Raw genomic sequence first — 22,130 nt, forward strand, 5'->3', positions numbered from 1 at the left:
CTCAGCCGCCGGCGACCGCGGGCAGGATGGTCACCTCGTCACCGTCGTCGATCGGGGTGTCGAGGCCGCCGGAGAATCGCACGTCCTCGTCGTTGACGTAGATGTTGACGAACCGGTGCAGTTTGGCGGTGCCGTTCTCGTCGGGCGCGACGAGTCGTTCCTTCAGCCCGGCGTTGCCCGTCTCGAGGTCGTCGATCAGGGCGGCCAGCGTCGAACCCGACCCCTCGACGCGCTTCTCCCCGCCGGTGTGAGTACGCAGGATCGTCGGGATGGATACGGTGACAGACATGCTCAGCTCCTGATCTCGATCTCTTCTTCGGTGACCGCACCGTCGACGATGCGATAGCTACGGATCTCGGCGGTCTCGGGGTCGCGCGTGGACACCAGCACGTAATGCGCGCCGGGCTCTCCCGCGTAGGAGATGTCGGTGCGGCTCGGATACGCCTCGGTGGCGGTGTGCGAGTGGTAGATGACCACCGGCTCCTCGTCGCGGCGGTCCATCTCGCGCCAGACGGCGAGCTGTTCGGCCGAGTCGAAGCGGTAGAACGTCGGCGATCGCTCGGCGTTGACCATCGCGATGAAGCGCCGCGGGTCGTCGGACCCCTCGGGACCGGCGATCACCCCACACGCCTCGTCGGGATGGTCGGCGCGTGCGTGCGCGACCATGGCGTCGACCAGCTCCTGCCCGATCGTGAGCATCGGTGTCCCGTTCTCCTGTCCAGACGTGTACGCACCCCGAGGTCATTTCCGAAGGTCTCCTCGCGGGTGTCCCCATTGTGGCGGATCTCGCCGACGTGCAACGTCGGCGTCGCGACACCTATTCCGCCACGAGGTCCCTCCACCTCGACGCGCGGGGCTGCATGAGCGGATCGACCGTCATCCGACGAGACGTCATTCGGCAACCGTACGTACCCCCGATCCGACGCGGGACGCCGCTAGTGTTGCGTCCCAACGGCACCGGGGGTGTGTCGAAAAGTCAACGGAGGAGGCACTTCTCATGCAACGAGCCCAACGGGTGGCCGCGGCCGCACTGTCGACGGGGATCGTCGCCGCGATCGTTCTGACCGGATGTTCCACCTCCCAGACGGGTTCGCCGACCGCGACCAGCGCGTCGGCCTCGACCACGGTGATCGTCGACCCGGCGGCCCAGCTCGCGGCCGCGGCCACGAACACCGAGGCCCTGACCGGCGCCCACCTCGACCTCGTGGTCGACGGCACGGTCCCGAACCTGAACGCGAAGAAGGTCACCGCGGATCTGGTGACCACCCCGGCGGACGCCGCCAAGGGTGAGGCCACCGTGGTCTTCGGCACCAAGGACCCACAGGAGGCCTCGGCCCCGTTCGTCTACGTCGACGGGGTGCTCTTCGCCGACATCGCCGGGGACGGATACCTGAGCTACGGGGACGGGAAGTCCATCTACGACGTCTCGGTGTTCCTCGACCCGGAGGACGGCCTGGCCAACGTGCTGAGCGAATTCCAGAACCCGACCAAGGTCGGCTCGGAGACCGTCGACGGCGTGGAGACGGCACAGATCAACGGCACCGTGCCGGCGGGTGCCCTCGCCGCGCTGACCGGCGCGCGTCAGGTCGTCGGGCCGCAGGACGCGCCGGTTCCGACCACTGTCTGGCTGACCACCGGGACCAACCAGCTCGCCCGGCTCGTCTTCAGCCCGAACCCCGCGGACCCGGACACCACGATCACCGTCGACCTGACCGAGTGGAACGAGACCGTCGACGTGGAGAAGCCCGACGTGATCCAGACGCCGACCGAGACCCCCTCCGGCACCCCGACTCCCGGCCAGCCCACCCGTGAACCGGCCGGAGGTTAGAACGCCATGCCCACCTCTGCCACTGCACACCGAGGAGCTTCCGTGAGATCCACCCGCCCGGGCCTGACCCGACGTGTCACCGTGCTCGCCGCCTCCGTGGCGGCGACCGCCTCCGCCCTCGTCGGCACCGCGGTCGCCGACCCGGCTCCGGCGCACGCGTACTACGACTATTACGGCGCGCTGGCGCTGTCGCCGTCGACCGGTTCGGTCGGCCGCGCCCTCGACTACGGGTCGTACGCCGCGGCCTCCGCCGCCGCGACGCGGGTCTGCCCGGCCGACGACTGCCGCGTCGTCGCGCAGTTCGTCAACGGGTGCGGCGCGATCGCGTCGTCGCCGAGTTACTGGGGATACGGCACGGGATCACGGCTCTACACCGCCCAGGCCAACGCGCTCTACTACGCGGGCGGCGGCTCGATCTACTACTGGGGCTGCACCAGCGGGCACGGCTGAGGGCGTCGGAGCCCGGCCCGCGGAGCGGTCATCGGAACGCCGACGGCGCCGCCTGCGCGTAGGTGGGGATCGATGCGATCGGTTCCGCCGCGAGGACCGCGTCGACGATCGCCCGCTGGACGACGTCGGCCGCGACCCGGCACACCTCGGCGACCACCGCGACGTCGGCGTGCATGCCCGCGGGTGCCGGCACGGCCGTCGCCGGCCGGACCGCGCCGGTCGCGATGCCGAAGACCGTGTCCCCGTCCAGCGGCGAGTGCGCCGGCCGGATCGCGCGCCCGAGACCGTCGTGCCCGGCCATCGCCAACCGCCTGGTCATCGGGGCGTCGAGGACGGCGTCGGTCGCCACGACACCGATCGTCGTGTTGAGCACGGTCTGTTTCGCGGCGAGGTCGGCGAGCCGGTCGAGGTCGGCGGCCGACGGACGGGACAATCCGAGATCGGCGAGTTCGGCCTCGCCCAGATCCCACGGCAACCCGGTCTGCGGGTCGATGACCGCACCGACCGGATTGGCGACCATCAGTGCACCGACGGTGATCCCGGCCGCGGGGCCGGCGTCGATCGTCACCGATGCCGTCCCGACCCCGCCCTTGAGCGCGCCGGCCCGGGCACCGACGCCTGCGCCGACGCATCCGACGGCGAACTCGGTGTGCGCCGACCGGACCGCCTCCGCTCCGAAGTCCGCGTCGGGCCTGTGATCCCACGCACCCACCGGCAGATCGAAGATCACCGCGGCGGGGACGATGGGCACCACATGGCCCCGGTCGTCGAGCGGTAGGCCCACACCGTCGGCCTCGAGCGCGCGCATGACGCCGTCGGCGGCGGCCAGCCCGTAGGCGCTCCCCCCGCCGAGCACGATCGCGTGCGCGGTCTGCACCGTGTTCGACGGGTCGAGCAGGTCGGTCTCGCGCGTACCGGGACCGCCGCCGCGGACGTCCACCGCGGCGATCGCGCCCGGTGCCGACACCCGCACGACCGTGGTGCCGGTGGCCCATCCGTGACCGTCGGGCGCCGCTGGGGACCCGGCCACCCGCGCATCGTCGTCGATGCGATGCGCATGCCCCACGGAGATGCCTGCGATGTCGGTGATGCGGTTGCCGGCGCGGGCCGGTCGACCGGGTGTGCTCACAGAACTCCTGACGTCGATGCGGACACAGACCTCGAACTCCCTGGACGTCGGTTCACATCAGCGCTTCGACGAGCAGATCCTGCATCACCGTGAGCCAGTGGTAGACGTCGAGATGCGCGGCGTGCGGGTGATCCGGCGGCAGCTGGTCGGGGGTGTCCTCGGAGATGCCGAGCATCGCGCCGAGCGCGAGCCGGACGTCGTTGAGCGCGGTGAGCCAGGCCGCGGCCTCTTCGGGCGTGAGGACGAGGTCCCCGCCACCCGCCGGGAGCGTGTCGAGCAGCACCCGGGCCGCACCGAGCTTGGCGTCGATGATCTGCGGCTCGTGCACGCTGCGCAGCGCCGAGTTCAGTTTTCCGTTGACGACCTCGGCGGAGAGCTCGTCGTCCTGGTCGGGGCGATGGAAGTCCGGGAGGAGGCGCCCGAGGGTGACGTCGTCGGGTGCCTCTGAGTGACCGACACTGATGCCGGTGAGCGTCGCCAGGTCGTCGTGGGGCGCGGAATCGGCCCGCTCGGTGAGCAGTTCGCACATCGAGGTGACCATGGATGCGAGCAGTTCTGCTTCGTGCGCGTCGAGCTGCGATGCGATCCGCATCGTGTCGCCGCGCCCTTTGCGTTTCCAGGTGCGCACGCGTTCAGTGTGCCCGGAGTGTGCGCGAAGCGGACCGGCCGGTCACGAATCCCGCTGCATCGTGGCCCACAGACCGGCGGCGTGCAGCTTCGCGACGTCGGCCTCGACCTTGTCGCGGTCGCCGGAGGACACGACGGCCCGGCCCTCGGTGTGGACCTGCATCATCAGTTCATTGGCCCGGGACTCGGAGTAGCCGAAGATCTTCTGGAAGACGAAGGTGACGTACCGCATCAGGTTGACCGGGTCGTCCCACACGATCGTCATCCAGGGCTTGTCGAGTCCCGCCGCGCCGTCGGCGACCTCTGGTTCGGCAACCGCCGTACCGCCGGGGGTAGCCTCGTGCGCACGAGTTTCGTCAGGCGCCATAGGGACAGGGTAAGCGATTGTGAGCATCGACAACACCGCGCTGCTGACCGATCAGTACGAACTGACGATGGTCGCGGCAGCGCTTCGCCACCCGGTTGCGCACCGCCAGTGCGTATTCGAGGTCTTCGCGCGCCGCCTTCCGGACGGTCGGCGCTACGGCGTCGTGGCCGGGACCGGCCGCGTCCTCGACGAGCTCGCGGCGTTCCGGTTCGGCGACGAGGAGATCGCCGTCGTCGAACGATTCCTCGATCCCGACACGGTGGCCTGGCTGCGGGATTATCGGTTCTCCGGTGACATCGACGGCTACCGCGAGGGCGAGCTCTACTTCCCCGGGTCGCCGATCCTCACCGTCCGAGCGACGTTTGCCGAGGCGGTCCTGCTCGAGACCCTGATCCTGTCGATCCTCAACCACGACAGTGCGATCGCCTCGGCCGCGGCGCGCATGGTCAGCGCCGCCGGGTCGCGGCCGATCATCGAGATGGGATCGCGGCGCACCCATGAGCGCGCGGCCGTCGCCAGCGCGCGTGCCGCCTACATCGCGGGCGTCGCCGCCACCTCGAATCTGGAGGCGGCGCGCCGTTTCGGCGTGCCCAGCGCCGGCACCGCAGCCCACGCGTTCACCCTCGGCTTCACCGGACCCGACGGCCCGGATGAGAAGGCCGCGTTCGCCGCACAGATCGAGGTCCTCGGGATCGGTACCACGCTGCTGGTCGACACCTACGACATCACCCAGGGCGTGCGCAACGCCATCGAGGTGGCCGGCCCCGGACTCGGTGCCGTGCGCATCGACTCCGGCGACCTCGGTGTGCTGGCGCGCCAGGTCCGCGCGCAGCTCGACGACCTGGGCGCGACGGAGACGAAGATCGTCGTGTCCGGTGATCTCGACGAGTACGCGATCGCCTCGCTGCGCGCCGAGCCGGTCGACACCTACGGGGTCGGGACATCCCTGGTCACCGGGAGCGGGGCGCCGACGGCGGGGATGGTGTACAAACTCGTCGAGGTCGACGGCCTGCCGGTGGCCAAACGTGCGAGTCACAAGGAGTCGCGCGGCGGCGCCAAGTCGGCCGTGCGGGCGGCCCGGTCGAGCGGCACGATCGTCGAGGAGATCGTGTATCGCGCCGACGGCACCCGCCCCGCGCCGGACGGGCTCGGCATCCGGGACCTGCAGATCCCGCTCGTCCGCGGTGGGACGCCCGTGGCGTCGCTGCCCACTCTCACCGATGCCCGCGCCCACCTCGCGGCCGGCCTGGTGAGCTTGCCCTGGGAGGGTCTCGGCCTGTCCCATGGAGATCCCGCGGTGCCGACCCGCTACGAGCTCGGCTGACCGCACCCCGACGCCCGGAACCGATGTCCCCCGACGACAGGAGAATTGGATGAGCGCCGAACGCAGCGACGGCACCCGTCCCGCCGACGCGCTGATCGTCGTCGACGTGCAGAACGACTTCTGCGAGGGCGGCGCCCTCGGGGTGAACGGCGGCGCCGCGGTCGCGCGGGCGGTCACGTCGATCCTCGACGAATACCGGACCGTCGTCGCGACCCGCGATTATCACATCGACCCCGGTGCGCACTTCTCCGACGACCCCGATTACGTCGACACCTGGCCACCGCACTGCCGCGTCGGCACCGACGGCGTCGCGTTCCACCGGGAATTCGACGCCGCGGCGGCGCACGAGGTGTTCTCCAAGGGCGAGTACAGCGCCGCGTACTCCGGCTTCGAGGGCGCGGCCGCCGACGGCTCCACCCTCGCCGTGTGGTTGCGGGAACGGAAGGTGAAGTCGGTCGACATCGTCGGCATCGCCACCGACCACTGCGTGCGGGCGACCGCGCTCGACGCCGTGGAGGCCGGTTTCAGCACCCGCGTCCTCCTGAACTTCACCGCCGGTGTCGCGCCCGAGACGACGTCGAAGGCTCTCTCGGCGCTGCGGCAGGCGGGTGTCGAACTCGTGGGCGACCTGCTCTACGACGGGTCGAGTCGGACCGGGTAGCAGCGCCGCGGTCCCGACCACGATCCCGATCTCGACAGCGGGAACCGACCGGGCCCGCGATACGTCTGAAAGAACACCGTTCCCGCGCACGGCGAACCCAGCAAGGACAACCGGAACACACCTCATGCCCAACACACCCCCGGTGACCGACCTGCTCGACGCGGCGGTCACCGCACTCGGCGGCCGCCGCCGCGACGGTCAGGTCGCGATGGCCTCCGCGGTCGCGCACGCCATCGACACCGGTGAACATCTCGCGGTCCAGGCCGGCACCGGCACCGGCAAGTCGCTGGCCTACCTCGTGCCGGCCATCCGGCACGCCGTCGAGAGCGGCCGCACCGTCGTGGTGTCCACCGCGACGATCGCGTTGCAGCGCCAGCTCATCGAGCGCGATCTCCCCCGCCTGGCCAAGGCGCTGAAGAAGCCGATCGGCCGCGAGCCCACCTTCGCGATTCTCAAAGGGCGCGGAAACTATCTGTGCCTGAACAAGATCCACTCCGGTACCGCCGACGAGCCGGACACCGAGCTGTTCGACCCGTTCGAGCTGTCGCGCACCGGCCGGGAGGTCACGCGTCTGCGGGAGTGGAGCAGCGAGACCGAGACCGGCGACCGGGACGACCTCGTCCCCGGCGTCTCCGACCGGTCGTGGCGACAGGTCAGCGTCACCGCCCGCGAGTGCCTGGGCGCGGCCAACTGCTCCTACGGCGAGGACTGCTTCGCCGAGCAGTCCCGCCGTCGGTCCGGGAAGGTCGACGTGGTGGTGACCAACCACGCGCTGCTGGCCATCAACGCCACGAGCCCGGCCAACGTCTTGCCCGAGCACGACGTCGTCGTCATCGACGAGGCCCACGAGCTCGTCGACCGGATGACGTCGGTGGCCACCGACGAACTGTCGGCGGCCTCGGTGGCGCTCGTCGCACGCCGGTGCGGGAAGCTCGTCGACGAGGAGACCGCCGACGCCCTCCTGGGCGCCGGTGAACAGCTGGGCGAATTGCTCGACAACGCGCCGATGCGCCAGTGGACCGGCCTGCCGTCCGACGCCACCGCTGTCCTCGTGATGCTGCGGGACCGGCTGTGGCAGGCGCGCACCGCGATCGGACCGGTACGGATGGCCGGCGCCGACGACGGCGCGGCGGCCGCCCGCTCGGCGGCCCTGACCTCACTCGAGGACATGCACGACACCGTCGTCCGCGTACTCGGTGCGTTCGACGAACCCGACGAGGCGAAGCGGCGCGACGTCGTGTGGGCGTCACTGGACACCTCACGCCGCGGGGCCGAGCCCCGGCCCATCCTGCACATCGCACCCCTGTCGGTCGGCGGCCTGCTCCGGGCCTCCCTGTTCGCCGACGCCACGGTCATCCTGACCTCGGCGACCCTCACGATCGGCGGCTCCTTCGACGCCCTCGCCGCGACCTGGGGACTCCCGGCGTCGGGGCGCGGGACCGACCGTCCGGTGACGGACGAGACGAGCCCGGCAGCGGGGTCGAGCACAGCCGACGTCACCGCCAGCGGGAAGGCGGTCCCGTCCGATTCGGGTTCGGCACGCTGGACCGGCCTCGATGCCGGCTCGCCCTTCGACTATCCGCGGTCGGCGATTCTCTACGTCGCACGTCACCTCCCCCGACCCGACCGCTCGGGCATCTCGTCGCGGACGATGGACGAGATCGCCGAGCTCGTGAACTCCGCCGGCGGACGCACGCTCGGTCTGTTCTCCTCGATGCGCGCGGCGCGCGAAGCCGCCGACGCGATCCGCGACCGCACCGACCACCCGGTGCTGTGCCAGGGTGACGACACGACGTCCACCCTGGTCCGGCGGTTCGCCGACGACCCGGCGACCTGCCTGTTCGGCACCTTGTCCCTGTGGCAGGGGGTCGACGTGCCGGGCCCGTCGTTGAGCCTCGTGCTCATCGACCGCATCCCCTTCCCTCGTCCCGACGATCCGCTGCTGACCGCCCGGCAGCGTGCGGTCGATGCGCGCGGCGGCAACGGATTCCTGTCGGTGGCGGCCAACCACGCCGCGCTGCTGCTCGCCCAGGGCGCCGGCCGCCTGCTGCGTTCGGTCGACGACCGCGGGGTCGTCGCGGTCCTCGACTCCCGACTGGCCACGGCCGGGTACGGCGGTTATCTGCTCGCGTCGCTGCCCCCGATGTGGCGTACCACCGACCCCGCGGTCGTCCGTTCGGCACTGACCCGATTGACCGATCCCGCCCGTTCGGTGGGCTGACCTCGACCGACCCCGCCGCGCCCGGCCCGCCCGACACGGCGGGCGATCCATGACAAGACAATCCCGTCCGCGGGGCACTAGGTTGGGTACCGGTGATACCAACGAAGGCGAGACCGACAGCGCACCCCGGCCACTCACGGGAGCTGACGACAGGAGGCTCCACGTGATCGGGCGCATGGGTATCGACGACATCGCACCCCTTGTGTCAGCGGGTCAGCAACCTGCCAAAGCCGTTGTGGGAGAATACTTCCCGGTCAGCACCACGGCCTGGCGTGAAGGACATGACGCGCTCGGCGTCACACTGCACGTCGAGGCTCCGCGACGCGGACCGTTCGATGTCCGGATGGTTCCCGCGCCGGAACCGGACACCTTCAACGCAGCCTTCGTCCCCGACGCCGTCGGATTCTGGTCGTACCGGATCGAGGCCTGGAGCGACCCCTACGCCACGTGGCGTTCGGCCGTTCTGAAGAAGCTCGACGCCGGGCAGGGCGCCGCCGACCTCGCCAACGACATCGAGACCGGCGCGCGGGTACTGGACACCGCAGCCGACCTGGTCGCCGGTGATGACCGAGAACTCCTGCTCGACGCCGCGCGCCAACTCCGGGCACGTCGTCGCCGTGTCGAGAACCGGGTGGGTCTGGCGGTCTCCGACGAGGTCGTCGAACTGCTGACCGCCCATCCCGTCCGCGAGCTCGTCACCAAGAGCCGTACCTACCGGGTGTGGGTCGATCGCAAGCGCGCACTGTTCGGCTCGTGGTACGAACTGTTCCCGCGCTCGACCGGCGGCTGGGACGGTGAGGGCAATCCCGTCCACGGCACGTTCCTCACCGCCGCCCAGGATCTGCCGCGCATCGCGGACATGGGGTTCGACGTCGTCTACCTGCCACCGATCCACCCGATCGGTGAGATCAACCGCAAGGGCCCCAACAACACCCTCGTCGCGGGACCCGAGGATGTCGGTTCGCCGTGGGCCATCGGATCTTCCGACGGCGGGCACGACGCCATCCATCCCCTCCTCGGCACCGAGGAGGACTTCGAGTACTTCGTCGGCCGGGCTCGCGAACTCGGCCTCGAGGTCGCGCTCGATCTGGCCCTGCAGTGCGCACCGGATCATCCGTGGGCGCTCGAGCATCCGGAGTGGTTCACCACCCAGCCCGACGGCACCATCGCCTTCGCGGAGAACCCGCCGAAGAAGTACCAGGACATCTACCCGCTGAACTTCGACAACGACCGCAACGGCATCTACCGAGCGGTCCTCAAGGTCGTCCTGCACTGGGTCGGGCTCGGAGTCGACATCTTCCGCGTCGACAATCCGCACACCAAGCCGCCGAACTTCTGGGAGTGGCTGATCAGTGAGGTGAAGAAGCGCCACCCCGACGTGCTCTTCCTCTCCGAGTCCTTCACCCGGCCGGCGCGGCTCTACGGCCTCGCCCGGCTCGGCTTCAGCCAGAGCTACACCTACTTCACCTGGAAGACGCTGAAGTGGGAGCTCGAGCAGTTCGGCCGGGAGATCGCCGACCACGCCGACGAGGCCCGCCCCAACCTCTTCGTCAACACCCCCGACATCCTGCACGAGAGTCTTCAGCACGGCGGTCCGGGCATGTTCGCACTGCGCGCCGCGCTCGCCGCGACCCTGGCCCCGACATGGGGTGTCTACAGCGGATACGAGCTGTACGAGCACGTCGCCGTGACCGAGGGCAGCGAGGAGTACCTCAACTCGGAGAAGTACGAGCTGCGGCCCCGTGACTACAAGGCGGCAGCGAGCCGCGGCGAGTCGCTCGAGCCGTGGATCACCTCGCTGAACGAGATCCGGCGCCGGCACCCCGCACTGCAGCAGCTGCGCAACATCCATTTCCACCATGTCGACAACCCGTCGCTGATCGCCTACTCGAAGATCGACCCGGTGTCGGGCGACCGGGTCATCGTCGTGATCAACCTGAACCCGTTCGGTCCCGAGGACTCCACGGTCTGGCTCGACCTGCCGAAGCTCGGCTTCGAGTGGTACGACCGCTTCCCCGTCCGCGACGAGGTCTCCGGCGAGGAGTACTGGTGGGGCCAGGACAACTACGTCCGGCTCGAGCCATGGCGGGCGGTGGCGCACATCCTCGCCTTGCCGCCCCTCGAACCTGTTGCCGCACAACAGCTCGCCTATCGGATCCAGTGAGGTATCAGTGACCGATCGCACCGATCCGCCAGACCTGCCCGACCCCTACGCGACCGACCACGACCTGCGTCGGCTCGCGGCGCAGACCCATCCCGATCCACACGCCTTCCTCGGCGCCCACGACGCGCCCGGCGGCGCGACGATCCTGCGCACCCTGCGCCCGAACGCGATCTCGGTGTCGGCGGTCATCGGCGGAGTCGATCATCCGATGACCCGTCAGACCGACGACCTGTGGGTGGTCACCGTGCCGATGGCCGACCTGATGGACTACCGGTACCGCGTCGTCTACCCCGATTCCACCGGGGGCACGTCGGAATTCGTCGTGGCCGACGGTTACCGGTTCCTGCCGAGCCTCGGCGACGTCGACATCCATCTCTTCAGCGAGGGCCGCCACGAGGAACTGTGGAACGCCCTCGGTGCGCGGGTGACGTCGTACACGACCACCGACGGCGACGTGCACGGCACCGCCTTCTCCGTGTGGGCACCGAATGCCCACGGCGTCACCGTGATCGGCGACTTCGACGACTGGACCGGGCGCGTTGCGCCGATGCGCAAGGTCGGGGTCAGCGGGGTGTGGGAGGTCTTCATCCCCGACGTCGGCGACGGGACCCACTACAAGTTCCGCGTCCATGGCGCCGACGGCGTCATCCGCGACAAGGCCGACCCCATGGCCTTCCGCACCAGCACGCCCCCGGCAACCGCGTCCCGGGTCACCGTGTCCGAACATGTCTGGACCGACGACGCGTGGATCGCGCGCCGGGAACGGTCCGCGCCCGAGCGTGAGCCGATGAGCGTCTACGAGGTCCACCTCGCGTCCTGGCGTCAGGGCCTTGGCTACCGCGAACTCGCGCACGAGCTGGCCGATTACGCCGTCGAGAAGGGCTTCACCCACGTCGAGTTCCTGCCCGTCGCCGAGCACCCGTTCGGCGGTTCCTGGGGTTACCAGGTCACGTCGTACTACGCGCCGACGGCGCGCTTCGGAACGCCCGACGACTTCCGCTACCTCGTCGATCACCTCCACTCCCGTGACATCGCCGTGATCGTCGACTGGGTGCCGGCCCACTTCCCCAAAGACGACTGGGCGCTCGCCCGATTCGACGGCACCCCGCTGTACGAGCACGCCGATCCGATGCGCGGCGAGCAGCTCGACTGGGGCACCTACGTCTTCGACTTCGGCCGGCACGAGGTCCGCAACTTCCTCGTGGCGAACGCCCTGTTCTGGTTCAGCGAGTTCCACATCGACGGTCTCCGCGTCGACGCGGTGGCCTCGATGCTCTACCTGGACTACTCACGACCGGCCGGGCAATGGCGCCCCAATGTGCACGGCGGTCGCGAGAACCTGGAGGCGGTGCAGTTCCTCCAGGAGACCAACGCGACTGTGCACAAACATTTCCCGGGCGTGATCACGGTGGCCGAGGAGTCGACCGCATGGCCGGGCGTGACCCGCATGACCGATCTCGGCGGGCTGGGGTTCAGCTTCAAGTGGAACATGGGCTGGATGCACGACACCCTCGACTACCTGTCCCGCGATCAGATCCACCGCAGCTTCCACCACCACGAGATCACCTTCTCGCTGGTGTACGCGTGGAGCGAGAATTTCGTGCTGCCGCTCTCCCACGACGAGGTCGTGCACGGCAAGGGCACGCTGTGGACGCGGATGCCGGGCGATTCGTTCACCAAGGCCGCGGGAGTGCGCGTCTACCTCGCCTACATGTGGTCCCACCCCGGCAAGCAACTGTTGTTCATGGGACAGGAGTTCGGGCAGACCGGCGAATGGGCCGACAACCGGAGTCTGGACTGGCATCAGCTCGAGGGCTGGGAGGGCGAACTGCACTCCGGCATCTCGGCCCTCGTCACCGACCTGAACCGGATCTACCGGTCCCGGCCGGCGCTGTACACCCAGGACATCGATCCGCTGGGTTACGAGTGGATCGACGCCAACGACACCGCCAACAACGTGATCAGTTTCCTCCGATACGGCACCGACGGATCGGTCGTCGCGTGCCTGTTCAACCTGAGCGGCTCCGACCGCGCCGACTATCAGGTCGGGTTGCCCTCGGCCGGTGTCTGGGACGAGATCCTCAACACCGATGCCGACGCCTACAGCGGTGCCGGGCGGGGCAACATGGGGTCGGTCACGGCGGATGGGCCGTCGTACCACGGACGTCCCGTGTCGGCTCGGGTCATGCTGCCCGCCAACTCGGCGATCTGGCTGGTGCCGCGGGAGTAGCACACCACTCGAACCCCCGCGCGGCACGCGGCGCTCAGTAGAGCGCGCTGGCGAGCTTGCGCCGGGCTCTCACGACGAACTGCTCGGCGGGATCGAAGAGTTCGAACAGCTCGAGCAGCCGGGTGCGCGCCCGGGTGCGCTCCTCCCCCGCGGTCACGCGCACGACGTCGATGATGCGGTCGAACGCGGCTTCGGGCTGTTGGTTGAGCAGCAGGACGTCCGCGGCCGCGAGCTGCGCATCGACGTCACGCGGGGACGCCGTCTCCACGATGGCGGGATCGTGCGCCTGCGCCCGCAGGATGAACTCGAGGTTCCGCGCGGCGGACACCGCTTCGAGGTTCTCCGGCTCGGCCTCGGCGATCGCCCGGTAGTCGGCGAGTGCGCCGTCGAAGTCGCCGTCGTTCAGCTTCGTCTCGGCGGCGACCAGCCTCGGGTCCTCGGGCTCCGGCTCGGGTGCAGGCCCGTCGGGCACGCCCGGGAGGATGTCGCCGATCTGGGCGAAGATGTCGTCGATCCACTGGGTGATCTCGGCCTCGGAACGCACCCCGTTGAAGGCGGTCACCGGCTGTCCCTGCACGATCGCGACGACCATCGGGATCGACTGCACCCGGAAGGCCTGTGCGATACGGGGATTGGCGTCGACGTCGACCTTCGCCAGCACCCAGCGCCCGCCCGACTGCGCGGCGAGGCGTTCGAGGACCGGCGACAACTGCTTACACGGCCCGCACCATTCCGCCCACAGGTCGATGACCACGAGTTGCTGCATCGACCGGTTGAGCACCTCGGCCTCGAACGTCTCCTCGGTGACGTCGAGGACCGCGGCCGCCGCGGTTCCCGCACCGGCGGCCGGCGACTGCCCGCCCTGGGCGGGCGGCTCACCGGGCGCGGCAGGTTGTGCTGCGGCCTGCGACTGGGCCCGTTGCGCTTGTGCGCGTTCGGCTTCGGCCCGCTCCTTGAGTACGCCGAGATCCACCGCGCCGGACATGGCCATGGCTGCTGCCGCCTGCTGTCGGGCCGCGGCGGCGGCCTGCTGACGATTGGTTGGTCGCGTCACCCCTCCAGTGTGTCACGACCGCCCACGCGGAATCAGATGACGTCGGGCGAACGCGTTCCGTCCGGTGCGGCGGTGCGCGTGCGGTCCGGGCGAACGACCGGCGCGAGCACGACGGCGAGGACGAGCGCCGCCACGGCCGCCAGCAACCCGGTGTTCAGCGAGGTCCGGCTGCTGATGAAGCCTACGACCGCGGGGCCGGCGAGCATGCCGAGGTATCCGCATCCGACGACGGCGGAGATCGTCCGGCCGCTCGACTCCCCCGACAGATTGCCCGCCGCGGTGAAGATCTGCGGGATCAGCCCCGCCAGACCCAGTCCGAACACACCCCATCCCACGATGGCGAGCGCGGGTACGGGCGAGAGCACCGCGATCAGGATCCCGGCGGTGCCGAGCAGGCCGCCGTAGCGGACGACCGCCACCGGTCCCACCGACCCGACGACCGGATCGATGACGAATCGCGCGACGGTCATCGTCGCGCTGAATGCGCCGAACGCGATGGCGCCGACGGCTTCGGCGGAACCGAAGGTCTCGACCACGTGCAGTGCACTCCAGTCGTAGGCGGTGCCCTCGGCGAGCATGAGTGCGAACGCGACCACCGCCAGCAGCACCAGGCGGCGCCGGTCCACGGTGTGCCACCACTTCCCGGACGCGGGGCTGTCGGCGTCTGCACCGCGTGCACTCGCATCGTCGGTCCCCACCTCGCGACCAGCCAGACCGCGCGCGTTCCACGCCACGACGCCGATGCCGGCCGCCGCGGCGCAGGCCACGGTGAGGACGACACCGACGTCGGCCCACAGGGTTGCCGCGACCACTCCCGAACCCACGAGACTGCCCGCCGAGAAGAACCCGTGGAACGACGACATGATCGGTCGGCCGTAGGCCCGTTCGACCACGACCGCCTGCGCGTTCATCGACACATCCAGGCAACCGTTGGCGAATCCGAAGGCGACGAGCGCGGCGGCGAGCGTCAGGGCGTCGGCGGCGAGCACCGGGGCGACGATGACCGCCGACAGCAGCAGCGCGGCACCGATCGTCACCGGCCGGGACCCCCGACGGTCGATCAGACGGCCGCAGACCTGCATGCCGACGAACGCCGACGCGCCGAGCAACAGCAACAGTCCGCCGAGTTGGTCGTGATCGACTCCGGTGCGCGCACTGATGACCGGGATGTGGGCCACCCACATCGCGGCGAGAAACCCGTTGAGCGCGAAGATCGCCCCGACGCTGCGGCGGGAGCGCCGGAGCGTCGGGGCGATCGAAGGCGGGATCGGGGCGGTCAGGCCGTGGCCTGCCTGGGCGCGCGGTCGGTGGACAGTTCGGCGAGATGGCCGTTACGGCGCGCCCACCACTCGAACACGATCGTGCCGAACGGCGGGAGGCTCGAGACCAGCGCCAGCAGGGTGACGATCGGGATTCCGATCCGCCGCGAACCCACCGGCAGCTCCCACTTCACCGCGTTCCACTTGAGCTGGATCGCCGTGATCAGGGCGACGACCACGAAGATCACGAAGACGATCCCGTGGATCATGCCCGGCTTGGCGATGGCCTCGTCGTCGTCGTTGACCCGCTTGACGACCATGGCGACCAGCAGGACCGCCCAGGTGAGCGCCTCGGCGACGGCGACGAACCGGAAGCGCTTGGCGGGAGTGGTCAGGTCGAAGAATGACAGCATGGCCCTCATTGTGCCGAATCGGACAGCAAACTACTACAAGATGTCGTAGACATCTCGTTCGTTCAGGACTTCGGAACCCGGATGATCAGCGCGTCACCCTGGCCGCCGGCTCCACAGAGCGCGGCTGCACCGACGCCACCGCCCCGTCGCTTCAGCTCGAGAGCGACATGCAGCGCGACGCGCGCCCCGGAGGTCCCGATCGGATGTCCGACGGCGATCGCACCACCGTTGACATTGACGATCTCGGGATCGACGCCGAGCTGCTTGGTCGAGGACAGCCCGACCGCCGCGAAGGCCTCGTTGATCTCGATGAGGTCCAGGTCCGCGGGTGCGATGCCCTCGCGGTCACAGGCCTTGACGATCGCCTTGGCCGGCTGCGCCTGCAGGCTGGAGTCCGGGCCGGCGACGACGCCGTGGGCGCCGATCTCGGCCAGCCACGTGACGCCCAGTTCCTCGGCCTTGGCCTTGCTCATCACCACGACGGCCGCCGCGCCGTCGGAGATCTGCGACGAGTTGCCCGCGGTGATCGTGCCGTCCTTGCGGAAGGCCGGCCGCAGCCCGGACAGCGACTCCACGGTGGTGTTGGCGCGGATCCCCTCGTCCTCGGCGAATTCGATCGGGTCGCCCTTGCGCTGCGGGATGGACACCGGCACGACCTCGTCGTCGAAGACGCCGTTCTTCCACGCGGCTGCGGCGAGTCGGTGGCTGCGTGCCGCGAACTCGTCCTGCTGCTCACGGGTGAACCCGTCGGCGTCGTTGCCCTGCTCGGTCAGCGCCCCCATCGGCTGATCGGTGAAGGCGTCGAAGAGCCCGTCGAACGCCATGTGGTCGACGAGCTCGGTGTTGCCGTACTTGAAGCCGCCGCGGCTGTTGGGCAGGAGATGCGGCGCCTGGGTCATCGACTCCTGGCCACCGGCGACGACGACGTCGAACTCGCCGGCCCGGATGAGCTGATCGGCCAGCGCGATCGCGTCGATGCCCGACAGACACATCTTGTTGATGGTCAGGGTCGGGACGTCCCAGCCGATGCCGGCCTTGATCGCGGCCTGGCGGGCGGGCATCTGACCGGCCCCCGCGGTCAGCACCTGGCCCATGATCACGTACTCGACCTCGGATGCCGGAACGCCGGCCCGCTCGAGTGCGCCCTTGATGGCGACCGCGCCGAGATCGACCCCGCTGAAGTCCTTCAGGGAGCCCAGCAGGCGGCCGAAGGGGGTGCGTGCGCCGGCGACGATGACCGTGGTCTTGTCGGCAGTCGAAGTCATGAGGGAACCTCCGGGAAGTGTCTGGATAGGGGGCCAACCGAGCGCCCGCTCTGTGCGCTCAACACCTCAACGCTACCGTTGTCCCATGTCTTCGTCAGCAACGGACCCCAGCGCCACCGCACTCATCTCCGACCTGATCGTCGCTGTCGATCACGTCGGCATCGCCGTCCCCGATCTCGACGCCGCCAAGGAGTGGTACGCCACCCACCTCGGGTTCGAGACGCTGCATCAGGAGACGAACGCCGAGCAGGGCGTCGAGGAGGCCATGGTCGGCCCGGCCGGCGGCACCGGTGCGGTCATCCAGTTGCTCGCCCCGCTCGACGAGTCGTCGACGATCGCCAAGTTCATCGACCGCAACGGTCCTGGGCTCCAGCAGCTCGCCGTGCGGGTGACCGACGTCGACGCGGTCACGGCCCGACTCACCGAAGCCGGCGTCCGGGTCCTCTATCCTGCCGCAAAGCGGGGCACCGCGGACTCCCGCATCAACTTCGTCCACCCCAAGGACGCGGGCGGCGTGCTGCTCGAACTCGTGGAACCCGCCGCCACCGCACACTGATCCGCCGCAACGGCCGAAAACCGTTGCGCCGCTAGCTGACTCGACATGCCGAGCCGGCCGCTCCCATCCGTGGACCGGCCGGCTCGGCACCTCCACGCACGGCGTCGCCGACGTCGAGGAGATCCCGCACTCTCTCCGATACACTGGCCGCCATGCCAGGTCCCGCACGGCAATTGCCCTTCGCGATCGTGATGCGCGGTTATGACCGTGAGCAGGTCGCCGATCACCTCCAGCGCCTCGACGCCGATCTGCGCGTCCTCGCCGCCGATCGCGACGCCGCCACCGCCAACGCACACGAACTCGCCGCGCATCTCGAGGACGCGCGCGACGAGATAGCCGAACTGCGCCGGGAGGTCGACAAGCTCTCGGTCCCGCCGACCACCGCGCAAGGGATGAGCGAGCGACTGTCGCGGATGCTGCAGCTGGCGTCCGACGAAGCGTCGGAGATGCGCGCCGAAGCGGCCGCCGAAGCCGCCGAGACGCTGTCCATCGCGCGCCAGGAGGCCGCCGACATGCGGTCGTCGGCCGCGGCCGACGCCGAGCGCGTCCGGGGCGAGGCACGCACGGCCGCGAAGAAGCTGGTCGACGAGGCCGCCGCCCGGGCACGGCAGGTCAAGGAGACCGCGGCCGCCAACGAGTCGGAGTCCGCCCGCCTCATCGCCGAGCGCACCGCCGCGATGGAGGCCGAACACACCAAGACCATGCAGGCCGCCAAGGACGAGGCCCGTCGACTCGTGGAGAAGGCGAAGGCCGACGTCGCCGAGATGGAGGCGGTCAGTGCCGCCGAACGCAGGGCCGAGCGGGAACGCCACGACGCCGAACTCGCCGATCAGCGCGAACGCGCACTCGACGAGGCGGCACACATCCGTCAGACCGCGCTCGACATCGCGACCGAACGACTCGATCGATCACGCGAACTCGCGCAGGCCGCTGACCGCACGCGTCAGGACATCGCCGCCAACCTCGGGCGGCTACGCGAGGAGCTGGCCGAGTTGCCGGAACTGCTCGCCCAGCCCGACGACTCCGAGTACTCCGTGCTGTCCGACGCCGACGATCTCGACCTCCTCAACCGCAAGCTCTCGCCCGAGGCGCGGTCGCCGGAGGTTCGCTCCGCCTGATCCGAAAGAACCACACAACCTCAGGTCCCAGCCCCTGCTCCCTGAGGTGCGAGGAGCGCGAGCGACGAGCCACGAAGGGCCTGGCAAGACGAGGGCGAGGGCCCTTCGTGGCTCGCTGCGCTCGCACCTCAGGGAGCAGGGGTGGGCCACGCCGCTTGCTCCGCAGGGTGGGCCTAGAAGAGCCGGAACTCCGTGCTCTCCGCGCCGCGAAGCTCGTCGTAATCGAGCACCACGCAACGGATTCCGCGGTCCTCGGCCAGCGTGCGGGCCTGCGGCTTGATCTGCTGGGCGGCGAAGACGCCGGCCACCGGGGCAAGTGTGGTGTCGCGGTTGAGCAACTCGAGATACCGGGTGAGCTGCTCGACGCCGTCGATCTCCCCGCGCCGTTTGATCTCGACCGCCACCGTGGCACCCGATGCGTCCCGGCACAGCAGGTCCACCGGCCCGATCGCGGTCATGTACTCGCGGCGGATGAGCGTGTGACCCGGACCCAACGTCTCGACATGCTCGGCGAGCAGCTCCTGCAGGTGCGCCTCGACGCCGTCCTTGACGAGGCCGGGGTCGATGCCGAGGTCGTGCTGGGAGTCGTGCTCGATCGACGCGATGGTGATGCGGAGTTCCTCGCCCGCCTTGTTGGTGACGACCCAGTACGCCTCCGCCTGCGTGCCGTCGGGAACCTGCGCCTCGGTGAGCCAGCACGGCGGACTCATCCAGTTCAACGGCTTGTAGGCCCGGTCGTCGGCGTGCACGCTCACCGATCCGTCCGATTTGATCAGCAGCAACCGCCGGGCCATGGGCAGATGGGCGGTCAGCCGCCCGACGTAGTCGACCTGACACTCCGCGATGACGAGACGCACGTGCCCACCCTAGTGGTGTGTCCCGGGACCAGGCGGCGCGGCCCGCTCACTCGTCGTAGTAGTGCTTCAGCAGAAACGTCTCGGCGTCGACGACCGCGTCGTCCATCGTCGAGTGCACGTGCGGAAGCGCCGGGTCGAATCCCCGGAGTTCCGGCGGCGCATCGAGATCGGGCACCGCCGCGTCGTCACGGTGCCGATCGACGCTGGCGCGGACGACCCCGTCCGGGTCGACGAGCGCGGCCCGCCGGCCGCTGTCGTCCAGCAGCCGTTTGATGCTCAGCACCATCGTGCGTGCGACCGCGTCGATCACCCCGATGCGGGAGATCTCGACGATGACGACGGTGTATGCGTCGATGTCGGCCTCCAGTCGCCGCTGAACGCTCTCGGCGCCGGCGAAGGTCAAATCTCCCTGGAGTTCGTACACACGGATCCGGTCGCGACAGGTCCGCAGATAGCTGCGCTCCTGCTCGCCCCATTCCGCGCTGACGGGGGTGTCGGCGAGGTCGTAGACCGACCGAATCGTCACCCGACTCTCCCGTGTCACGTTGAACATGTGCAGGCCCAGATCGGTGGACAGATGCCGACACACGTCGACGCCGCGGACGCTGTTGCCGTGACCGTCGAGCCGCGGCGAGTACACGCCGATGCCGAGTTGCCCCGGCAGCACCGCGAGGATCCCGCCACCGACGCCGCTCTTCGCCGGCAGGCCGACGGAGGTGACCCAGTCCCCCGCGCCGTCGTACATCCCGCACGTCGTCATGACACTCAGCAACCGCTGCGCGGTCTCGTTGGAGAAGACCGTCCGACCCGTGCGGGGATTCATCCCGCCGTTCGCGATCGTCGCGCCGATCCCGGCCAGGTCGTCGGTCGTCACCCGAATCGAGCACTGTCGGTAGTAGAGGTCGAGAGCGGCGTCCGGGCTCGTCTCGAGAGCCCCGAAGCTGTCGAGCATGTAGGCGATCGCGCGGTTGCGCGAACCCGTCGCGGCCTCGGAGGCATAGACCTCCTCGTCCATCGTGAGTCGCCGTCCGGCACATCCGGAGTAGAACTCGAGCACCTCCCGGAAAGCGGCGTCGACCGCCGCCCCGTCCACGTCCCGGGTCGGCGGCAACAGCATCGATGCGGCGAAGATGGCCCCCGCATTGATCATCGGATTCTTCGGGCGTCGGCGCTCGTCCACACTGATCTCGTTGAATGCCTCGCCGGACGGCTCGACGCCGATCTTCGCGTCGACCGCCGCGGTGCCGTGCTTCTTCAGGACCATCGCATAGGTGAGGGGCTTGGAGACCGACTGGATGGTGAACGTCGTCGCGGAATCACCATGTGAGTAGGTGTGGCCGTCGTGCACGCACATCGACAGGCCGTAACCCTCGGGGTCGACGGCGGCCAGTTCCGGGATGTAGTCGGCGACATGACCGGATCGGTCGGAGTGGCATTCGTCCATGATGTGGCTGAGGTAACCGTCGACGAGGGAGTCCATGACCCCATCTAAGCGTGTCCCCCGGCACCCCGTCGGAGATGACTAGGCTGGCGATGACCGGGGACCGAGACACCGACGCTGGGAGTACCGATGAAGCTGCTCGTCGCATACATCGCCACCTCGGGAGGCGACGACGCGGTCGCCCTCGGCGCATGCCTCGCGCGGACCTTCGACGCCGAACTCGAGCTCTGCATCGTCATCCCACCCGAGCCGGACAGCGCCGACCCGTCCGAACAGGTCTCGGTCGAACGCCTCGCCAACGCCCTGGACAGTGCGGCCCGCCGCTGGCTCGACGCCGCTGCCGCCAGACTCCCCGATGACATCGAGACCACCACGACGATCGCCGAACACGCCAACCCCGGGGAGGGTCTCATCGTGCAGGCCCGGCGTACATCGGCGGACATGCTGATCATCGGCGGCGCAGGTGGCGGTATCCGCGGCCGGCACACACTCGGGACCGTGGTCAACGACATCTTGCATTCCGCATCGGTCCCGGTGGCGGTGGCGCCACCGGGGTTCGCGCATCTCGGGGCCGACGAGGTGCGAGAGATCTCGGTCGCGATCGGTAGCCGGCCAGGCACCCAGCTGTTGTTCCAGACGGCGTTGCGCAGCGGTGTCCGTGCACATCGGCCCATCCGGCTGATCTCGCTGGTGGCCGTCGACGACGTCCAACCCTGGCGCACCGAGCCGGAAGAACGGGCCCTCGACCACGCTCGCGAACACGCGCGACGCAGTCTCGAGGCGGCCAGAGAACAACTGCCACCGGACTTCCCGGTCAGCTCGGCGATCGCCCAGGGTTCGACCATCGAGGAGGCAGTCGGCTCCCTGGACTGGCAGGACGGCGATGTGGTCATGGTCGGCTCCAGCCGGCTGGCGGCGCCCAACACGCTCTTCCTCGGCACAACCGCGGCGAAGATTCTTCGCACGGTGTCGGTTCCGATGATCGTCGTTCCGAAGGGCACCGACTGATCTCGTCTCGACCCAGAAAAGCATTGTGGCCCCTCACGAATCGCGAGGGGCCACAATGGGATGTTGTGTTCGGCGGTGTCCTACTCTCCCACACTGATTAGGGTGCAGTACCATTGGCGCTGGAGGGCTTAGCTTCCGGGTTCGGAATGGGGCCGGGC

At 69.5% G+C, this 22,130-nt stretch carries 21 protein-coding genes and 1 rRNA gene; 10 read left to right on the forward strand and 12 right to left on the reverse strand.

Annotated elements, in window-relative coordinates; translation table 11 throughout:
* Position 1: 1 nt before the first annotated feature.
* Positions 2 to 289, reverse strand: coding sequence for a MoaD/ThiS family protein (locus ACFUEJ_RS18855; RefSeq protein WP_065629054.1), 288 nt, complete (start codon positions 287 to 289; stop codon positions 2 to 4).
* A gap of 2 nt (positions 290 to 291) precedes the next feature.
* Positions 292 to 699 carry a Mov34/MPN/PAD-1 family protein gene (locus ACFUEJ_RS18860; protein WP_388031118.1) on the reverse strand — a complete coding sequence of 136 codons (408 nt, stop codon included), beginning with the start codon at positions 697 to 699 and terminating at the stop codon, positions 292 to 294.
* A gap of 298 nt (positions 700 to 997) precedes the next feature.
* Between ACFUEJ_RS18860 and ACFUEJ_RS18865 the strand changes: the two genes are divergently transcribed.
* Both ACFUEJ_RS18865 and ACFUEJ_RS18870 read left to right on the forward strand, forming a co-directional pair.
* Positions 998 to 1,828, forward strand: coding sequence for an LppX_LprAFG lipoprotein (locus tag ACFUEJ_RS18865; RefSeq protein ID WP_101822807.1), 831 nt, complete (start codon positions 998 to 1,000; stop codon positions 1,826 to 1,828).
* Between the two features lie 42 nt (positions 1,829 to 1,870).
* Positions 1,871 to 2,278, forward strand: a complete 408-nt coding sequence (locus ACFUEJ_RS18870) for a DUF4189 domain-containing protein (RefSeq protein WP_231896014.1) — start codon at positions 1,871 to 1,873, stop codon at positions 2,276 to 2,278.
* 28 nt (positions 2,279 to 2,306) lie between these two features.
* Here ACFUEJ_RS18870 and ACFUEJ_RS18875 read toward each other — a convergent pair whose 3' ends face one another.
* From ACFUEJ_RS18875 to clpS, 3 genes are read right to left on the reverse strand one after another with little or no spacing between them, the layout of a single operon-like run.
* A complete protein-coding gene (locus ACFUEJ_RS18875) occupies positions 2,307 to 3,407 on the reverse strand; it encodes a P1 family peptidase (RefSeq protein WP_101822805.1) in 1,101 nt (366 codons plus the stop codon).
* Between the two features lie 52 nt (positions 3,408 to 3,459).
* Positions 3,460 to 4,035 (reverse strand): DUF2017 domain-containing protein, encoded by a 576-nt coding sequence (locus ACFUEJ_RS18880; RefSeq protein WP_004019522.1) that lies wholly within the window; start codon positions 4,033 to 4,035, stop codon positions 3,460 to 3,462.
* A 42-nt stretch (positions 4,036 to 4,077) separates the two neighbouring features.
* Positions 4,078 to 4,401 (reverse strand): ATP-dependent Clp protease adapter ClpS, encoded by a 324-nt coding sequence (gene clpS / locus ACFUEJ_RS18885; RefSeq protein ID WP_033203522.1) that lies wholly within the window; start codon positions 4,399 to 4,401, stop codon positions 4,078 to 4,080.
* Between the two features lie 19 nt (positions 4,402 to 4,420).
* On the opposite strand from clpS, the gene ACFUEJ_RS18890 reads away from it, so the two are divergent.
* From ACFUEJ_RS18890 to glgB, 5 genes are all read left to right on the forward strand, one after another.
* Positions 4,421 to 5,725 carry a nicotinate phosphoribosyltransferase gene (locus tag ACFUEJ_RS18890; RefSeq protein ID WP_388031125.1) on the forward strand — a complete coding sequence of 435 codons (1,305 nt, stop codon included), beginning with the start codon at positions 4,421 to 4,423 and terminating at the stop codon, positions 5,723 to 5,725.
* A gap of 49 nt (positions 5,726 to 5,774) precedes the next feature.
* Positions 5,775 to 6,386, forward strand: a complete 612-nt coding sequence (locus tag ACFUEJ_RS18895) for an isochorismatase family protein (protein WP_058249985.1) — start codon at positions 5,775 to 5,777, stop codon at positions 6,384 to 6,386.
* 124 nt (positions 6,387 to 6,510) lie between these two features.
* Positions 6,511 to 8,607, forward strand: coding sequence for an ATP-dependent DNA helicase (locus tag ACFUEJ_RS18900; protein ID WP_058249984.1), 2,097 nt, complete (start codon positions 6,511 to 6,513; stop codon positions 8,605 to 8,607).
* Positions 8,608 to 8,770: 163 nt separating this feature from the next.
* Positions 8,771 to 10,771, forward strand: coding sequence for a maltotransferase domain-containing protein (locus ACFUEJ_RS18905; protein WP_058249983.1), 2,001 nt, complete (start codon positions 8,771 to 8,773; stop codon positions 10,769 to 10,771).
* 7 nt (positions 10,772 to 10,778) lie between these two features.
* Entirely contained in the window at positions 10,779 to 13,001 is a 2,223-nt protein-coding gene (glgB, locus tag ACFUEJ_RS18910) for a 1,4-alpha-glucan branching protein GlgB (RefSeq protein ID WP_058249982.1), read from the forward strand.
* Positions 13,002 to 13,035: 34 nt separating this feature from the next.
* On the opposite strand, the gene ACFUEJ_RS18915 is transcribed toward glgB, so the two are convergent.
* The 4 genes from ACFUEJ_RS18915 to ACFUEJ_RS18930 form a co-directional block, all read right to left on the reverse strand.
* Entirely contained in the window at positions 13,036 to 13,992 is a 957-nt protein-coding gene (locus ACFUEJ_RS18915) for a tetratricopeptide repeat protein (protein ID WP_388031154.1), read from the reverse strand.
* Positions 13,993 to 14,087: 95 nt separating this feature from the next.
* A complete protein-coding gene (locus tag ACFUEJ_RS18920) occupies positions 14,088 to 15,239 on the reverse strand; it encodes an MFS transporter (RefSeq protein WP_388031128.1) in 1,152 nt (383 codons plus the stop codon).
* 92 nt (positions 15,240 to 15,331) lie between these two features.
* The gene (locus ACFUEJ_RS18925; RefSeq protein WP_388031131.1) at positions 15,332 to 15,727 is read right to left on the reverse strand and encodes a DUF3817 domain-containing protein; all 396 of its coding nucleotides are present in this window, start codon (positions 15,725 to 15,727) and stop codon (positions 15,332 to 15,334) included.
* Positions 15,728 to 15,789: 62 nt separating this feature from the next.
* The gene (locus ACFUEJ_RS18930; protein ID WP_388031134.1) at positions 15,790 to 16,992 is read right to left on the reverse strand and encodes an acetyl-CoA C-acetyltransferase; all 1,203 of its coding nucleotides are present in this window, start codon (positions 16,990 to 16,992) and stop codon (positions 15,790 to 15,792) included.
* An 85-nt stretch (positions 16,993 to 17,077) separates the two neighbouring features.
* Here ACFUEJ_RS18930 and mce point away from each other — a divergent pair, with 85 nt between their 5' ends.
* Positions 17,078 to 17,548, forward strand: coding sequence for a methylmalonyl-CoA epimerase (mce, locus tag ACFUEJ_RS18935; RefSeq protein WP_388031137.1), 471 nt, complete (start codon positions 17,078 to 17,080; stop codon positions 17,546 to 17,548).
* Positions 17,549 to 17,700: 152 nt separating this feature from the next.
* Positions 17,701 to 18,666, forward strand: coding sequence for a hypothetical protein (locus tag ACFUEJ_RS18940; protein ID WP_388031139.1), 966 nt, complete (start codon positions 17,701 to 17,703; stop codon positions 18,664 to 18,666).
* 173 nt (positions 18,667 to 18,839) lie between these two features.
* On the opposite strand, the gene nucS is transcribed toward ACFUEJ_RS18940, so the two are convergent.
* Together nucS and glsA are read right to left on the reverse strand one after the other, a co-directional pair.
* On the reverse strand, positions 18,840 to 19,523 hold the full coding sequence (gene nucS / locus ACFUEJ_RS18945) for an endonuclease NucS (RefSeq protein ID WP_058249976.1): 684 nt from the start codon (positions 19,521 to 19,523) through the stop codon (positions 18,840 to 18,842).
* Between the two features lie 46 nt (positions 19,524 to 19,569).
* Positions 19,570 to 21,003, reverse strand: a complete 1,434-nt coding sequence (gene glsA / locus ACFUEJ_RS18950; protein ID WP_388031143.1) for a glutaminase A — start codon at positions 21,001 to 21,003, stop codon at positions 19,570 to 19,572.
* Positions 21,004 to 21,093: 90 nt separating this feature from the next.
* Between glsA and ACFUEJ_RS18955 the strand changes: the two genes are divergently transcribed.
* Positions 21,094 to 21,972, forward strand: a complete 879-nt coding sequence (locus ACFUEJ_RS18955; protein ID WP_388031146.1) for a universal stress protein — start codon at positions 21,094 to 21,096, stop codon at positions 21,970 to 21,972.
* A gap of 67 nt (positions 21,973 to 22,039) precedes the next feature.
* On the opposite strand, the gene rrf is transcribed toward ACFUEJ_RS18955, so the two are convergent.
* A 5S ribosomal RNA gene (gene rrf / locus ACFUEJ_RS18960) occupies positions 22,040 to 22,130 on the reverse strand; the annotation flags it as partial.

Source organism: Gordonia sp. NPDC057258 (assembly GCF_042668985.1).
Lineage (GTDB): Bacteria > Actinomycetota > Actinomycetes > Mycobacteriales > Mycobacteriaceae > Gordonia > Gordonia hongkongensis.

Excerpts from the sequence above, each read along its gene's own strand:
- ACFUEJ_RS18855 (WP_065629054.1), bottom strand. The coding sequence starts at position 289 with ATGTCTGTCACCGTATCCATCCCGACGATCCTGCGTACTCACACCGGC.
- ACFUEJ_RS18860 (WP_388031118.1), bottom strand. The coding sequence starts at position 699 with ATGCTCACGATCGGGCAGGAGCTGGTCGACGCCATGGTCGCGCACGCA.
- ACFUEJ_RS18865 (WP_101822807.1), top strand. The coding sequence starts at position 998 with ATGCAACGAGCCCAACGGGTGGCCGCGGCCGCACTGTCGACGGGGATC.
- clpS (WP_033203522.1), bottom strand. The coding sequence starts at position 4,401 with ATGGCGCCTGACGAAACTCGTGCGCACGAGGCTACCCCCGGCGGTACG.
- ACFUEJ_RS18895 (WP_058249985.1), top strand. The coding sequence starts at position 5,775 with ATGAGCGCCGAACGCAGCGACGGCACCCGTCCCGCCGACGCGCTGATC.
- ACFUEJ_RS18900 (WP_058249984.1), top strand. The coding sequence starts at position 6,511 with ATGCCCAACACACCCCCGGTGACCGACCTGCTCGACGCGGCGGTCACC.
- ACFUEJ_RS18915 (WP_388031154.1), bottom strand. The coding sequence starts at position 13,992 with ATGGCCATGTCCGGCGCGGTGGATCTCGGCGTACTCAAGGAGCGGGCC.
- ACFUEJ_RS18920 (WP_388031128.1), bottom strand. The coding sequence starts at position 15,239 with ATGTGGGTGGCCCACATCCCGGTCATCAGTGCGCGCACCGGAGTCGAT.
- ACFUEJ_RS18925 (WP_388031131.1), bottom strand. The coding sequence starts at position 15,727 with ATGCTGTCATTCTTCGACCTGACCACTCCCGCCAAGCGCTTCCGGTTC.
- ACFUEJ_RS18930 (WP_388031134.1), bottom strand. The coding sequence starts at position 16,992 with ATGACTTCGACTGCCGACAAGACCACGGTCATCGTCGCCGGCGCACGC.
- mce (WP_388031137.1), top strand. The coding sequence starts at position 17,078 with ATGTCTTCGTCAGCAACGGACCCCAGCGCCACCGCACTCATCTCCGAC.
- ACFUEJ_RS18940 (WP_388031139.1), top strand. The coding sequence starts at position 17,701 with ATGCCAGGTCCCGCACGGCAATTGCCCTTCGCGATCGTGATGCGCGGT.
- glsA (WP_388031143.1), bottom strand. The coding sequence starts at position 21,003 with ATGGACTCCCTCGTCGACGGTTACCTCAGCCACATCATGGACGAATGC.
- ACFUEJ_RS18955 (WP_388031146.1), top strand. The coding sequence starts at position 21,094 with ATGAAGCTGCTCGTCGCATACATCGCCACCTCGGGAGGCGACGACGCG.